This window comes from Microbispora sp. NPDC046933 (assembly GCF_040644635.1).
Lineage (GTDB): Bacteria > Actinomycetota > Actinomycetes > Streptosporangiales > Streptosporangiaceae > Microbispora.
Genome location: NZ_JBEYWW010000034.1, coordinates 51,012 through 65,107, shown reverse-complemented (window position 1 = coordinate 65,107; position 14,096 = coordinate 51,012). Strand labels below are relative to the sequence as shown.

At 72.4% G+C, this 14,096-nt stretch carries 14 protein-coding genes; 7 read left to right on the top strand and 7 right to left on the bottom strand.

The window, feature by feature from the left end; all coding sequences use genetic code 11:
• Positions 1-52: 52 nt before the first annotated feature.
• Together ABZ857_RS34725 and ABZ857_RS34720 are read right to left on the bottom strand one after the other, a co-directional pair.
• Complete coding sequence (locus ABZ857_RS34725; RefSeq protein WP_357051873.1) at positions 53-1,336, bottom strand: sensor histidine kinase; 1,284 nt, start codon at positions 1,334-1,336, stop codon at positions 53-55.
• Between the two features lie 176 nt (positions 1,337-1,512).
• Positions 1,513-2,427 (bottom strand): type II CAAX endopeptidase family protein, encoded by a 915-nt coding sequence (locus ABZ857_RS34720; RefSeq protein WP_357051870.1) that lies wholly within the window; start codon positions 2,425-2,427, stop codon positions 1,513-1,515.
• Between the two features lie 149 nt (positions 2,428-2,576).
• Between ABZ857_RS34720 and ABZ857_RS34715 the strand changes: the two genes are divergently transcribed.
• A complete protein-coding gene (locus ABZ857_RS34715) occupies positions 2,577-2,732 on the top strand; it encodes a hypothetical protein (protein ID WP_357051866.1) in 156 nt (51 codons plus the stop codon).
• Positions 2,733-3,182: 450 nt separating this feature from the next.
• Here the strand turns inward: ABZ857_RS34715 and ABZ857_RS34710 are convergent, their stop codons facing one another.
• Entirely contained in the window at positions 3,183-3,608 is a 426-nt protein-coding gene (locus tag ABZ857_RS34710; RefSeq protein WP_357051863.1) for a hypothetical protein, read from the bottom strand.
• Complete coding sequence (locus ABZ857_RS34705) at positions 3,601-3,873, bottom strand: type II toxin-antitoxin system ParD family antitoxin (protein WP_357051860.1); 273 nt, start codon at positions 3,871-3,873, stop codon at positions 3,601-3,603. Before ABZ857_RS34705 ends, ABZ857_RS34710 begins: the two co-directional genes overlap by 8 nt.
• 76 nt (positions 3,874-3,949) lie before the next feature.
• On the opposite strand from ABZ857_RS34705, the gene ABZ857_RS34700 reads away from it, so the two are divergent.
• Entirely contained in the window at positions 3,950-4,420 is a 471-nt protein-coding gene (locus ABZ857_RS34700) for a hypothetical protein (RefSeq protein ID WP_357051857.1), read from the top strand.
• Positions 4,417-5,031, top strand: a complete 615-nt coding sequence (locus tag ABZ857_RS34695; protein ID WP_357051854.1) for a hypothetical protein — start codon at positions 4,417-4,419, stop codon at positions 5,029-5,031. The genes ABZ857_RS34700 and ABZ857_RS34695 overlap by 4 nt, the downstream gene beginning before the upstream one ends.
• On the opposite strand, the gene ABZ857_RS34690 is transcribed toward ABZ857_RS34695, so the two are convergent.
• A complete protein-coding gene (locus ABZ857_RS34690) occupies positions 4,985-5,644 on the bottom strand; it encodes a response regulator transcription factor (protein WP_357051851.1) in 660 nt (219 codons plus the stop codon). The genes ABZ857_RS34695 and ABZ857_RS34690 overlap by 47 nt on opposite strands.
• A 198-nt stretch (positions 5,645-5,842) precedes the next feature.
• Between ABZ857_RS34690 and ybaK the strand changes: the two genes are divergently transcribed.
• On the top strand, positions 5,843-6,340 hold the full coding sequence (gene ybaK / locus ABZ857_RS34685; RefSeq protein ID WP_357051848.1) for a Cys-tRNA(Pro) deacylase: 498 nt from the start codon (positions 5,843-5,845) through the stop codon (positions 6,338-6,340).
• A gap of 77 nt (positions 6,341-6,417) precedes the next feature.
• Positions 6,418-7,812 carry an amidase gene (locus ABZ857_RS34680; RefSeq protein WP_357051846.1) on the top strand — a complete coding sequence of 465 codons (1,395 nt, stop codon included), beginning with the start codon at positions 6,418-6,420 and terminating at the stop codon, positions 7,810-7,812.
• A gap of 60 nt (positions 7,813-7,872) precedes the next feature.
• On the opposite strand, the gene ABZ857_RS34675 is transcribed toward ABZ857_RS34680, so the two are convergent.
• Positions 7,873-8,844 (bottom strand): winged helix-turn-helix domain-containing protein, encoded by a 972-nt coding sequence (locus ABZ857_RS34675; RefSeq protein WP_357051842.1) that lies wholly within the window; start codon positions 8,842-8,844, stop codon positions 7,873-7,875.
• A gap of 284 nt (positions 8,845-9,128) precedes the next feature.
• Positions 9,129-9,614 carry a hypothetical protein gene (locus ABZ857_RS34670; RefSeq protein WP_357051840.1) on the bottom strand — a complete coding sequence of 162 codons (486 nt, stop codon included), beginning with the start codon at positions 9,612-9,614 and terminating at the stop codon, positions 9,129-9,131.
• A gap of 101 nt (positions 9,615-9,715) precedes the next feature.
• Here ABZ857_RS34670 and murA point away from each other — a divergent pair, with 101 nt between their 5' ends.
• Together murA and ABZ857_RS34660 are read left to right on the top strand one after the other, a co-directional pair.
• Positions 9,716-11,020, top strand: a complete 1,305-nt coding sequence (gene murA, locus ABZ857_RS34665; RefSeq protein ID WP_357051837.1) for a UDP-N-acetylglucosamine 1-carboxyvinyltransferase — start codon at positions 9,716-9,718, stop codon at positions 11,018-11,020.
• A gap of 52 nt (positions 11,021-11,072) precedes the next feature.
• Positions 11,073-14,033: a transglycosylase domain-containing protein gene (locus ABZ857_RS34660; protein WP_357051834.1), complete on the top strand. Its 2,961-nt coding sequence runs from the start codon at positions 11,073-11,075 to the stop codon at positions 14,031-14,033.
• Positions 14,034-14,096 lie beyond the last annotated feature (63 nt).

The following is a 14,096-nucleotide window of genomic DNA, read 5'->3' as shown; positions in this document are numbered from 1 at the left end:
CCCTTGGACGGCCGGGTTGCCGAGCCTCCGGTCCGTCCGATGAGGAGGGGCCTCACATTCCGTAGGGCAAGGTCACGTCGAGGACGGTCGGCCCGCCGGGAGGGCTGTTCAGCACGAACGACCCGTCGTGTGCCTCGACCCGCTGCCGGATGCCGACGAGCCCGGAGCCGCTCTCGTCCGCCCCGCCCCGCCCGTCGTCCACGACCTGGAGACACAGCCGGTCGTCCAGACGGCGCACGCTGACGACGGCGTTCCGGGCTCGGCTGTGCTTGGCGATGTTGGTGAGCGCCTCGGCCACCGCGAAGTAGGCGGTGGCCTCGACGGAGGCGGCGGCTCTGACCGGGAGGTCGGCGTCGATCCTGCAGGGCACCGGGCAGGCCGCGGCCAGGCCGGCGAGCGCGTCGACGAGGCTTTTGTCGGTCAGGATGGGCGGCAGGATGGTGCGCACCACGCCCCGAAGCTCAGCCAGCGCCTGCTCGGCGGCGCTCTGCGCCCGTTCGAGTGGCGCCTTGGCGGTGGCGGGATCGCGCTCCAGCGCCCGTAGCGCCGCCCCGAGCAGCACAGTGACCGCGACGAGCCGGTTCTGCGTCCCATCGTGCAGCGACCGCTCGATCCGGCGCAGTTCGGCGGCGTGCGCGTCGAGCACGGCGGCGCGGGTCGCGGTGAGCTGCGCCACGCGCATGCTCAGGTCGACGCCGGGGCCGGGCCGAAGCAGGCGCCGGCCGAACCACGCCTGCAGCCGGGCCATCCGGGAGGCGAGGACCACGGTCAGAGCGATCTCGATCGGGGCCAGTGCGGCGACGGCGAGAGCGCTGGGCGTGTCGCTGACTTCCCACAGCCCGTAGGCCGCGGTCGCGGCCTCCTCCGGAGGCAGCAGCCACCACCACAACGCGAACGTCGCGTCCTGCACCGCGTGGACCGGGAAGGTGAGGGCGACCAAACTCAGGAGCAGCCCGGCAGAGGCATGCGTGACCACCCAGGCCAGTTCACGCCGCACCGTCGGGTCGGCGAGGGAGGCGCGCAGCCCGGCCGGTGGCGGGGGTGGGGCGATGATCTCTTCCGTACCCCAGTGCGAGAGCCGGGCCCGCTCCCGGTTGGCCACCGCACGCAGCCCGCGCAGCGTGGCCGGCACCAGCGGCAGTCCCACACCGGCCAGGCAGGCCAGGGCGGTGACGGCCACCGACAGGAGCGCGACCAGCGCGAGGACTCCCGTGCCCATGCCGCCGACGAGGTGTTCGAGCGCGTCCAGGACGGCACGGCCGCGCGCGGACAAGTCCCACCGTCGCGGCCGCCGCAGCGGCGAGTGCCGTAACGCCCGGCCCTTTCCGGCCGCCATGGGGACGCACCTCCTCGGCTGCGCACAGACCGTTCGCGGTCATCGCGGGAGACACAGCAGGCTATAGCGGACTTGTCATTCGGTCAGAGTCTTCGTCACAGAGGGCTGCTCGCGCAGGCCGGCCTCCTCGACCGGCGGCATCGCTCCCGGGTGTGCCGGACCGTCGAACAGACGGCTCAGTCCTGGAGGGCGGGTTCCCCAGGACGGTAGCCCAGACGGCCGCGGGTCCCGATGAGCACCAGGAAGGCCGCCGTGGTGCCCGCGAGCAGGGTGACTCGGGACGACAGCGCGGGGGTCGCGATCGACGGGAACATGTCCGAGTAGGCGATCGACATGAAGTTGTTGACGCTGACGTGCAACAGCATGACCAGCGGCAGGCTCTGCCCGGTCCGGTTGAAGACCCAGGTGACGACCACGCTGAAGGCGCAGCAGAAGGCGATGAACTCGCCGACCCGCGTCCACGTGACGTCCGGCCACCCGCCCCACTCGCTCAGGAACAGCGGCAGGTGCCAGACGCCCCACAGCGGGCCGAGAATGACGGTGGCGCCCAGCGGGCCGAACTTGCGCTGCATGCGGGCCAGGGCGAAATCACGCCAGCCGGGCTCTTCCGCCAGCCCGGTGGTGACCATCTGGAGCAGCAGGCCGGGCACGTAGGCCGCCAGCACGGCGACAGGCGGCATGCGGATGTCTCCGTCGGTCATCGCGACGGCGGTGGCGATGATGACGGCGGGAACGCCGAGGGCGGTCACGACGTACCAGGCCCAGCCGACCCTCCACTTGGTCATCCGCCCGATCCACACACGGACGCCTTCCCTGCCGTCCGTGACCCTGGTCACGATGTAGGCGGCGAAGACGGGGCCGAGATAGGCCCCGGGGAGAACGCCGAGGAACTGGGTGGTGCCGAGCAGCGGAGGGAAGGAGAACCCCACGATCCCGAGGCCGTTCGCCGACAGGATGTAGGGCGACCAGGCGACCCAGCTCATCAGATTGGCCAGGACGAAGAAGCTGAGCAGTGGACGGCGGCGGATCAGGCCCCGGAGCCCGGTCCGGCTCGTCCCTTGCCCGGCGACGGGCCGGCTGTTGACTGCCATTGCGATGTATCCCTTGGGGAGCGCTTGATGGACAGTGATCAGCACACCAGTGACGGGCCCTCCCGGTCGTTCCCATGGGCACCCCAACAGGAGGTACAGCCAGGGGTACCAAGGAGAGAACGATTCGACCTCGACATGGAGCCCGCCCGGTGAGCACCGACAGTACGTTCCTGGCCGTCGGCGACGCCCTGCACGCGCTCGCCCTGGCCGACAACTGGCAGACCGGCGCCGCCCTCGCCGAGCAACTGCTCGACAAGCTCGCCGAGGGCAAGCGGGTTGTCGTGCCCTGCAGGCGCTCGGCCTAGGAGGGGCGGGCGCGTCCCTTCCCCTCACCGGTACTACGACCTCTGCTGACTTCTGCCTGGTCAGCCCCCACTTCACAGCGGCAGCCGCCGGCGCGGCGACACACTCAGCACAACCGACCCCAGACAGATCTCCCCTGGTAAGAACGATCACTTCCCCCTACGCCCGCCGCGTCTACATGACGACCCTGTTGATGGTGACGGGCTTCACCTTCGCTTGCAGGCTCACCCAGATCGCCGCCTCATACGCGGTTCGTGTCCCTCGGTGCAGGGTTTCGCCTCGGGCTTCCTTCAGACCCCACCTCACGATGACGCCCTTGCCTCCGGCTCGGAGTCAGCACCACCTCTTCCTCCAGGGGACTTCCACCCCCCAAGCGATCGCCCATGCCGGGCGCACCAGACGAAAGGGGCCGGTCGGCGCGCTGCCGACCGGCCCCCAACGTCTGCCCCCGGCTACTCGGGGTCGGCGACCTCCGTGACCTGCACCCCATCCAGCTCCAGCCCTGCCCACCGGCCCGCGTCCAGCGTGAGGATGTCGGCCCCCTCCAGCCGCGCGAGCATCACCGTGTGCGCGTCCTCCCACAGCGGCCGGCTGTCCCGGGCCAGCCCCGCGGCGACCTGCCCGAGCTCGAGCGCGTCGTCGAAATCGCCCAGCGGCGCGTACACCCCGTGCTCCAGGCGGGCGATCCCGCGCACGGCGGGCAGGAACCCCTCGTCGGCGCCGCCCATCTCCGCGGCCGCCGCCGCGACGACCAGCGCGGGCACCATCAGGCGCAGGCCTTGGGCGTCGAACTCGAACAGTAGCGTGATCATCGGCAGGTCACCCCGGGCGACCTCCGACACCACGCTCACGTCCAGGACGAACCCGCGTTCACTCACCAGCGGCCCGAGGGAGGTCCTGCCCGCGCTGCGCGAGCACGTGCGCCTTCATCCGCTCCACCTTGGCCGACGCGGCCGGGTCCGACCGCACCTGCTGCACCGCGGCGCGCACCGCGGCGTCGGCCTCGCGGTCCAGTTCGGCCCGCCGCGCCAACGCGGCGTTGACCACAGCCGATATCGACCTGGCACGGCCGGCGGCCACCTCACCGTTGGCGTACTCGAGCAGGTGCTCCTCGATCGTCACGCTGACAGGCTTCGTCGTCATGCGATAACCATACGATGACCGCGGGGCGGTTGTCCCCCTCTTCCCCGCCTCACCCCGCTCCGACAGGATCGAGCACATGCGACTCCTAATTCTCGGAGGCACCTGGTTCCTCGGACGGGCCCTGGCCGAACAAGTACAGCGCGGCCACGAGGTGGCGACGTTCACCCGAGGCAGGTCCGGCAGCGACGTCCCCGGTACCGTCCCCATCCGGGGAGACCGCACCAGCATCGAGGACCTGACCGCTCTGGCCGCGCGCGGCCCCTGGGACGCCGTACTCGACACCAGCGGCATGACCCCCGACCTGGTCGAAACCTCCACCAAGGCCCTGTCCAACGCCGCCGACCGCTACCTCTACACCAGCACCGTCAACGTCTACCAAGGCTGGCCCGGCACCCCGCTGGACGACTCCTCACCCGTCCGCGCCTACACCCCCGACGGCCCGCCCGGCGAAAGCGGCGCCGACGCCTACGGCCGGAGAAAGCCGGCTGAGAGAAAACCGTCACCGACACCTTCGGCGACCGCTCCATCCTGCTACGCCCCGGCGTGATCGTCGGCCCTCACGAATACGTCGGCCGCATCCCCTGGTGGCTGCGCCGCATCGCCGCCGGCGGACGGGTCCTCGCCCCCGGCACACCCGACTGGCCCATCCAGCCGATCGACGTCCGCGACGTCGCCGCCTTCACCCTGCACGCCGCCGAATACCACCTGTCCGGCCCCTACACCCTCGCCGCGCCTATCGGCTCGGCCACCTTCGGCGACCTCCTGGAAACCTGCGAGCAGGTCACCGGCAGCACCGCCACCGTCGAATGGGTTGACCACGATTTCCTCATCGCCCAGCAGGTCACCGAGTGGACCGAGCTGCCGCTGTGGCGGCCCTACCCGGGAATCTGGCGCATCGACGCCGCCCGCACCCGCGCGGCCGGACCGACCTGCCGACCGCTGGATGCCTGCCACCACCATCGGCGCCCCGCCCGGGCGGTAACCCCACGCCCGGGACAAGCCCCAGCCCCGCGGCCGGGCGAGGAAGGCCACCCGCGCCGCCGCCCCGCACCGCAGGCACGAGCGCATCGGCCGGGAGACGGCGAGCCGGAGCCTCGGCACGTCTTCGGCGTCAGCCGCGGCCGTGGGTCTGTTCCAGGTAGCGCAGGACGGCCGTGACCCGCCGATCCACCCGGTCGGTGGGCGCCAGGTCGAGTTTGGCGAAGATGCTGCGGATGTGCTTGTGGACGGCGCCTTCGGTGACGAAGAGACGTTCGGAGATGGCGGTGTTGCCCAGTCCCTCGGCCATCAGGGCGAGCACGTCGCGTTCCCGGGCGGTCAGCCGTTCCAGCCCGCTGTCGGTGCGGGTGCGCGTGAGCAGTTGTGCGACGACCTCGGGGTCGATGGCCGTGCCTCCGGCGGCCACCCGGTGCAGGGCGTCGAGGAACTGGTCGACGCGGCCGACTCTCTCCTTGAGCAGGTACCCGAGCCGGTCGGTTCCGACGGTGAGCAGTTCGGTGGCGAACGCCTGCTCGACGTAGGCGGACAGCACGAGCACCGCCAGGCCGGGTTGACGGCGCCTCGCCTCGACCGCCGCGCCGATGCCCTCGTCGGTGTGGGTCGGAGGCATCCGGACATCGACGATGGCGACATCGGGCCGGTGGGCGTCGACGGCCGCCAGGAAGGCGGCCGGGGTGTCGGTCGTGGCCACCACGTCCAAGGACTCCGCGCGCAGCAGCAGCGCGACCCCTTCGCGCAGCAGCGGGTCGTCCTCGGCTATCACGATCCGCATGGCAACTCCGCATCGAGAGTGGTCGGCCCACCGGGTGGGCGCCGCCGTCATGCACCCCTTCGGCCAGACAGCTTAGAACCGACGACCACGCGGACCGGTGACCCGCCCGCTCTCCGGCGGCCGTGCGCTCCGTTCTCGGTGGCGGAGTCGGCCGCGGAGGGCGGAGCGGGGAGAAGCGGCCCCACTAGGCTTGCGGTCGTGAGCAAGACCAAGAGCAAGGGCGGCCAGAGCACTCCGGCGACGGTCGCCCTCACGCAGGCGAAGGCGGAGTTCACCCTTCACCCCTACGACCACGACCCGAACGCCCAGGCGTACGGCGAGGAGGCGGCCGACGCGCTCGGCGTGCCGTACGAGCGGATCTTCAAGACGCTGGTGGCGGAGACCGAGGCGGGCCTGGCGGTCGCGGTCGTGCCGGTGGCGGGCAAGCTCGACCTCAAAGCGTTCGCGGCGGCGCTGAAGGGCAAGCGGGCGGCGATGGCCGACGCGACCAAGGTGGAGCGGGTCACCGGCTACGTGGTCGGCGGCATCAGCCCGCTCGGGCAGCGCAAGCGGCTGCCGACCGTGGTGGACGAGTCCGCGCTCGGCTTCGAGACGATCTACTTCTCCGCCGGGCGGCGCGGCCTGCAGATCGAGACCACGCCCGGCAACCTCGTCCGGCTCGCCCAGGCCGTGACCGCCCCCATCGCGAAGCTCTGAGCCTGTCTACTGTTGCCATCGCCCGTACGGCTCGCCGGCCAGGAAACTGACCGGGAACCACAGGGAACGGGGGGAATGTGAACGAGCTGAGCGGACTGACCGCGACGGAGATGGCCGCGCTGCTGCGGGCGCGCGAGGTGAGCGCGGTCGAGTTGACCGAGGCCTGCCTGCGGCGGATCGAAGAGACGAACCCGCGGGTCAACGCCGTCGTGACGCTGACCGCCGAGCGGGCGCTCGACCGGGCCGCGCGCGCCGACGAGGACCTGCGGCGCGGCCTCGTGCGCGGCCCGCTGCACGGCATCCCGGTCGCGCACAAGGACCTCGCCGACACCGCGGGCGTGCGGACCACGTACGGCTCGCGGGCGTTCGCGGACCACGTCCCCGCCGAGGACGACCCGCTCGTGCGACGCATCCGCGAGGCGGGCGGGATCGCGCTGGGCAAGACGAACACCCCCGAGTTCGGCACCGGCTCGCACACCGTCAACGAGGTCTTCGGGGCGACCCGCAACCCCTACGACCTGTCGAAGAGCGCGGGCGGCAGCAGCGGCGGCGCGGCGGCGGCGCTGGCGTGCCGGATGGTGCCGCTCGCCGACGGCTCCGACATGGGCGGGTCGCTGCGCAACCCCGCGTCGTTCTGCAACGTGGCGGGCCTGCGGCCCACCCCGGGGCGGGTGCCGGCGAAGTCGGCGACGGCGGCCTGGTTCACGCTCGCCGTGCCGGGGCCGATGGCCCGCACGGCCGGCGACCTGGCGCTGTTCATGTCGGCCGTCGCCGGGTTCGACCCGGTCTCGCCGTTCTCGATCCGCGAGGACGGCACGGCGTTCGCGGCGTCTCTGGACATGGACCTCGCCGGAGTCCGCGTCGCCTTCAGCCCCGATCTCGGCGGCCTCCCGGTCGACCCGCGCACGGCCGAGGCGACGGCGCGGGCGGCCGAGACGCTGGCCGGGCTGGGGGCCAAGGTCGAGCAGGTGGACCTGGACCTGTCCGGCGCCGAGGAGGCGTTCCGCGTCTACCGGTCGTGGTATTACGCGCTCAACTTCGGCGACCTCCCCGAAGTGGGCCCCAACGTGGCCTGGAACGTGGAGCAGGGGCGGAAGGTCACCGGGGCCGACCTCGCCCGGGCCGAGCGGCTGCGCACCGGGCTGTTCCACCGCATGCGGGAGTTCTTCGGCCGGTACGACTTCCTGGTGGCGCCCGTCAGCCAGGTGCCGCCGTTCCCGGTCGAGCAGCCGTACGTCACGGAGGTCGCCGGGGTGGAGATGCCCGACTACCTGGCGTGGATGCGCTCGTGCTACTGGATCAGCGTGCTGCACGCGCCCGCGATGTCGGTGCCGTGCGGTTTCACGCCCGACGGTCTCCCGGTCGGCCTGCAGATCGTGGGCAGACCGTGGGCCGACATGGACGTCCTGCGCCTCGGGCACGCCTTCGAGCGGGCGACCGGCTTCTGGCGGACCGAGCCCAGGCTCCGCTGAGAGCACTTTCGCCCGGACCCCGGCGCCGGCCGCGCGGGCTCGTACTCGCCGGCCGCCGTCTCAACCGGCGACCGTGTCCCCCCGCAGGAGGGCCGTGCCCAGGGGGGTCAGCGCGTGCAGGACGGCTCCGCCGATCCGGGTCGTGGAGACCAGCCCGGCGTTTCGCAGGACCGTGGCGTGCTGGCTGGCGGAGGCGAGGGACACCCCGATCCGTTCGGCCAGGACGGTCGTCGTCGCCGGGTCGCGCAGGGCGGCCAGGACGGCCGCCCGGGTGCGGCCGAGCAGAGGGCCGAGGGCGTCGGCGGAACCGGCCCGGTCGTCGTCGCGGCAGATCGGGTAGACCAGCACGGTGGACTGGCCGGGCCGCCAGGTCAGCAGGGGCGTCGGCGCGAAGTACGAGGGGATCAGCAGCAGCCCCCTCCCGCACAGCGGAACGTGGTGGCTGAGACGCGACGGGACGTGCAGCACGGGAGGCTGCCAGTGCCAGCGGGGGTTGAGGGTGGCGAGCAGCGCGTCGACCCCGCCGCGAAGCAGGGTCTCGGCGCGCAGGAAGCGGTCGGCGGCCGCGGCGGCCTGAACCGTCTGCCACACGGGCGCCAGTGACGAGTTGAAGTAGCCGCGGAGGTCGTCGGCGAGCGTCCGCCGCGCCGCGACGGCCCCGGACGCCAGCTCCCGGAACCAGCGGCTCGGAGATGGGGACGGGGGCAGCGCGGACAGGTCGGCGGCGAACTGCGCCGCGGGCACCTCGGCGATCAGCTCCACTCCGCCGGCGAGGTCACGGGCCGCCGGCTGCAGCAGGAAGTCCGGGAGGAAGCCCTCCGGCGGGACCACCTCGAGGAGCACCCCCGCCCGGGCCGCCAGGCTGCCGTTCACCAGGTGGTGGAGCTGCCGCAGGCCCGGAAGTGACCGGCCGCCGCCGCGCGGCCCGGTGCGCAGCCGGCGCACACTGAGGGCCGTCTCCAGCACCACGTCCGGAGTGGCGGCCACGGTGATCTGGCGCAGATCGGCATCGGTGAACTCCAGTCTGAGCATGCTGATGATCATGGCATCACCGGGCCTGCCCTAAAGGACCGAATGGTCTCACCTCCCGGGCACGGGCGCCGCACGGCCTGACGCCCGGGGCGTCCCGTACGAGGGGACTCGGTTCCCGCACCGTGACCCCGGACCCCGGACCCCGGACCCCGGACCCTTTCAGTCAGGGATGAAACCCGTTGTCGCGCCGATCCGGCCACGACAGGCTTTGTGCACCGGGCGGCTACCGGGGCCCGCCCGGAAGCAGCACCACGGGCCGCCGGCCGGCGGGCCGTGGTCAGGACTCAGCGGCCCCGCTGGTTGTAGGTCACGGCGAACTCGATGACCCAGAAGACCGCGGTGGCCACGAGCGGCCAGGCGAACAGCACGCCGTGCGCGGTCAGGTCCAGCGAGGTCGTGGTGGTGTAGCCGCCCGGCCCCGCCGCCTGGACCCCGCCCTTGGCCATGCCGCCGACCAGCATCGCGACGTACCCGGCGAGCAGCCCGCCGGCGGCGAGCCCCACGAGGACCTCGACCGGCCGGCCGCGCGACAGCACGTACCCCGCGATGCCGCAGACCAGGCCGGACACACCGGTGACCACGGCGAACCAGCCGTCGGCCTCGATGAGCGACTGCGTCTCGGGATCGGCCAGATGCGGCGTGCCGTCGATCAGCACGTATTGCGCGGCGGGAGCGAGCACCGACCACACGTATCCGGCGACCACGCCGAGAACGGCGAGTATGAGGACGGTCACGACGGTCGTCGCCAGATTGCCCCTCAGGTGCCGCACCGTCCCGATAGTACCCACATGGTGATCGGGTCCGGTCCCGTTACTCTTGCTGGAGCCGGGTGCAGGGGACACACGGCATCGGTGTGGGCCAAGGAGGCCGAGTGAGCGAAGAGGTTTGGCAGATCGACCCGTCCGGCCCCCTGCGGGGGGACGTGGAGGTCCGGGGATCGAAGAACGCGGTCTCGAAACACATGGTGGCGGCGATGCTCGGAACAGGTCCGAGCACTCTGCACAACGCCCCGGAGGTCGGCGAGGTGGGGCTCACCGCCGCCATGCTCGAAGCCCTCGGCATCCACGTGGAGATCACCCCGGGTGAGATCACCATCGAGCGGGGCACCGAGATCCGGCCGCGGGTGCCGGAGGAGTACACCGGGCTCAACCGCATCCCGATCCTGATGCTCGGCCCGCTGCTGCACCTCGCGGGCGAGGCGTTCGTCCCCCTCGTCGGCGGCGACCCGATCGGCAGGAGGCCGGTCAACTTCCACGTCGAGGCGCTGCGGTCGATGGGCGCGGAGATCGAGGTCGGCGACAACGGCATCACCGCCAAGGCGGCGCGGCTGCGCGGCAGCCGCATCACGCTCCCCTACCCCAGCGTGGGCGCCACGGAGACGATCCTCATGACGGCGGTGCTGGCCGAGGGCAAGACCGTCATCAAGGGCGCGGCGATGGAGCCCGAAGTGGTGGAGCTTGCGCTGTTCCTCCAGCGCATGGGCGCGATGATCGAGCTGAGCCCCGACCGCCGCATCGTCATCGAGGGCGTCGAGCGCCTGCACGGCGCCTCCACCTGGCTGGCCGGCGACCGCATCGAGGCGTTCTCCTACCTCGTGGCGGGCCTGGTGACGGGCGGCGAGGTGCGCGTGCACGGCTGCCACCAGGACCGGCTCGTCACCGCCATCACCACGCTCGCGAGGATGGGCGCGCGGTTCGAGATAACCGACGAGTGGCTGTGCGCCTCCGCCCCGGACGGCCTGCGCGCGGCGGCGGTGCAGACCGACACCCACCCCGGGTTCATGACCGACTGGCAGACGCCGCTGATGGTGCTGTTCACCCGCGCCGAAGGCATGTCGGTGCTGCACGAGACGGTGTTCGAGAACCGGCTCGTGTACGTGCCCGCGCTGCAGAAGATGGGGTGCGAGATCGAGGTGTTCGCCCAGTGCCTGGGCGGACCGGCGTGCCGCTACCACGACACCAACGCCAAGCACTCGGCGGTCGTACGCGGAGTCTCCAACCTGCGCGGGGCCGACGTCACGCTCCCCGACATCCGCGCCGGGTTCTCCGCGGTGCTGGCCGCCGCCGTGGCCGAGGGCACCTCGACCCTGCGGGGCGTCAACCACATCGAACGCGGTTACCACAGACCGTTCGAACAGTTCACCTCTCTCGGGTTGAAGATCAACAGGCTTACGTAAAGCTTTGGGGCCCTCGGGTTTGGAGAAACGCCAGAGGTCGCACTGATATCCCGTGACCTCTCGTCTTCTCGGCCGCGTCGATCTCGGGCGCGCCGTCCTCGCGTTGGGCCTGTGCGGCGCGGCCGGGGGCACGCTGGCCGCCGGGCTGGTCATGCCCTATGTGGGCGGGGCCGGCCTGGCGGCCAAGCGCGCCGCGGCCACCTTCGCGGAGCTGCCCGCGCCGCTGCGTGAGGAGCCGCTGCCCGAGGTGACGCGGCTGCTCGACCGCAACGGGCACCAGATCGCCCAGTTCTACTACCAGAACCGGCAGTCGGTGCCGCTGAGCGCGGTCGCCCCGGTCATGCGGCAGGCCATCGTGGCCATCGAGGACGCGCGGTTCTACGAGCACGGCGGGCTGGACATCAAGGGCACGCTGCGGGCGCTCGTCACCAACACCCGGGCCGGCGGGATCCGGCAGGGCGGCTCGTCCATCAGTCAGCAGCTCGTGAAGAACATGATGCTCAACCAGGCCGAGTCGGAGCAGGAGCGGGCACAGGCCCTCGTCAGGACGTTCCGCCGCAAGTTCGACGAGCTGCGGTACGCGCTGGCGCTGGAGCGCAAATACACCAAGGACCAGATCCTCGAGCGCTATCTCAACATCGCCTACTTCGGCGCGGGGGCGTTCGGCGTCCAGGCGGCGGCCAAGCGGTTCTTCGGCGTCGACGCCGCCGATCTCACGCTCACGCAGGCCGCGACGCTCGCCGGCGCCGTGCGCACGCCGTACGACACCGATCCCTCGCGCGGCGACGAGCACCAGGACCGGCTGCGCGCCCGGCGCGACCTGGTCCTGGGCCGGATGGCCGAGCTCGGGGTGATCGGCAAGGACGTGGCGCGCGCCGCCGCGGCCGAGCCGCTGGCGCTGCACCTGCGCCCCGAGCCCGGCGGCTGCGCCGACAGCGCCCGCCCCTTCTTCTGCGTGTACGTGGAGCGCGAGGTGCTCACCAACCCGGCCTTCGGATACACCAGCGCCGACCGGGAGCGGCGCCTGCAGCGGGGCGGGCTGACCATCTGGACGACCATCGACCCGGTCGACCAGCGGGCCGCCCAGCGTGCCATCGCCGCACGGGTCAGGCCCCGCGACAACCAGGTGGCGTCGGAGACGATGATCGAGCCGGGCACCGGGCGCATCCGCGCGATGGCGGTGAGCAAGCGATACGGGCGCAACCCGCACAACCGTGACCTCGGGCCCAGCACCACCTACAACCTGGCGGCCGACACCGCGCACGGCGGCGGGCTCGGCCTGCAGGCGGGCTCCACGTTCAAGGTGTTCACGCTGGCCACCGCGCTCAAGCAGGGGATGCGGTTCGGCGACGGCTTCACCATCCCCGGCGCGTACGTCCCGTCGTACGGCTACCGCGACTGCTCGGGCAAGGCCGTCAACGACCCGAACACGGTCATCCACAACGCGGGCGGCGAGGGCGGCGGCGGGCCGTACAGCCTGGAGATGGGCACCTGGCAGTCGGTGAACATCTTCTACATGCGCCTGGAGCGCGAGGTCGGCCTGTGCGACGTCGTGGAGACGGCCAGGTCGCTCGGCATCAGGCGGGCGGACGGCACGCCCCTCCACGAGGTGCCGACGTTCACGCTGGGGGCCAACGAGATGGACCCCACGACCGTGGCGGCGGCGTACGCGGCGTTCGCCGCCCGGGGCCGCTACTGCCGGCCGATGGCCATCACCGCGGTCGTGGAGCGCGACGGCACCCGCACCGAGATACCGCCGGCCTGCGTGACCGCGCTCGAACCCGCGGTCGCCGACGCGGTCAGCCACGTGCTCACGGGGGTCTTCACCAAGGGCACCATGCGCGGCCAGTCCATCGGCCGGCCCGCCGCGGGCAAGACGGGCACGAACAACGGCTACACCTCGGCCTGGTTCGCCGGGTACACGCCCGGCCTCGCCGCCGCCGTCAGCGTGGGCGACATCCGCGGCTCCTACCGCTATCCGCTCACCGGCGTCACCATCGGGGGCCGGTACTACGGCGCGGTGCAGGGCGCCTCGCTGCCCGGCCCCATCTGGGTCGACTCGATGCGCGCGGCCCTGCGGAACACCCCGGCGTACGGCTTCGTCCCGCCGGACATGGCCCGCTTCGGCGGCGGCTTCACGCCCGGCCTGAAGGAGGCGCTGGAGAAGCAGCGAGAGAAGGAGAAGAAGAAACGAGAAGCGGAGCGCGGCAAGCACGACGACGGCGCCTCGGCCTCCGAGAAGCACGCGACGGACGGCGCGGCGAACGGCGGCGAGGAGGCTTCCGGCAGCGCCCGGACCACTCCCGTCGCCGGAGGCGGCAGGACCGCGTCCACCGCCGGAAGCGGCGGTACCACGTCCAAAACCGGAGGCGGCAGGACCGCGTCCAACACCGGAGGCGGCCGGGCCGCCGCCGCCCCGCTCCGGCAGCCGGCGGGCCGCTCCACCGCGGTCAAACCCACCCGCGGCTTCGCCCGCAGCTCGCCGGTCACCGCCGGCGCGCGGACGCCCGGCCGTTCGCTCGCCCCCGGAGCCCACTCGGTGGCCCGTGGCTCCTCGCCCCGTGCGCCGGTCCGCACGGGCTCCGGCGGCGTGCCGGCGACGAACGGCAGGGCGGGCTGGGCGAGTCTCGCCCAGCCCCGCACCGCTCCTCCGGAGTCGAGCCCCGCCGCCAAACGCGCCAAAGCCCACCATGGCGCGGTTCACCTCGCAGGCCACCACGGCGCAGTCCACCACGGCACGGCACGAAACGGCGCGACACGGAACGGCGCGACACAGAACGGAACGCCGAAACACGGGACGGCAGAACACGGGACGGCAGAACACTTGACGGCAGAACACTTGACGGCGGAGGGCCGGCGCCACGCCGTGACCCACGAGGGCCGGCACCCGCGGGCGGCCCACGGCGCGGCGCACGCGACGAAGCATCCGGCGGGCAGCCGGGGAGCGGGCCGAGTCCAGCAAGCACCGGCTCGACGCGACCGGCCTGTCCAGCGCGTGCAGCGCCACGCCTGAGCGCACGGGTGCGGGCGCCACCCCTGAGGGGCGGCACGGGTGCGGGGCAACACGGGTGCGGAC

Bases quoted from the DNA above. Each gene is read 5' to 3' on its own strand.
- ABZ857_RS34725 (WP_357051873.1), bottom strand. From the start codon at position 1,336: ATGGCGGCCGGAAAGGGCCGGGCGTTACGGCACTCGCCGCTGCGGCGG.
- ABZ857_RS34720 (WP_357051870.1), bottom strand. From the start codon at position 2,427: ATGGCAGTCAACAGCCGGCCCGTCGCCGGGCAAGGGACGAGCCGGACC.
- ABZ857_RS34705 (WP_357051860.1), bottom strand. From the start codon at position 3,873: ATGACGACGAAGCCTGTCAGCGTGACGATCGAGGAGCACCTGCTCGAG.
- ABZ857_RS34700 (WP_357051857.1), top strand. From the start codon at position 3,950: ATGCGACTCCTAATTCTCGGAGGCACCTGGTTCCTCGGACGGGCCCTG.
- ABZ857_RS34690 (WP_357051851.1), bottom strand. From the start codon at position 5,644: ATGCGGATCGTGATAGCCGAGGACGACCCGCTGCTGCGCGAAGGGGTC.
- ABZ857_RS34675 (WP_357051842.1), bottom strand. From the start codon at position 8,844: ATGCTCAGACTGGAGTTCACCGATGCCGATCTGCGCCAGATCACCGTG.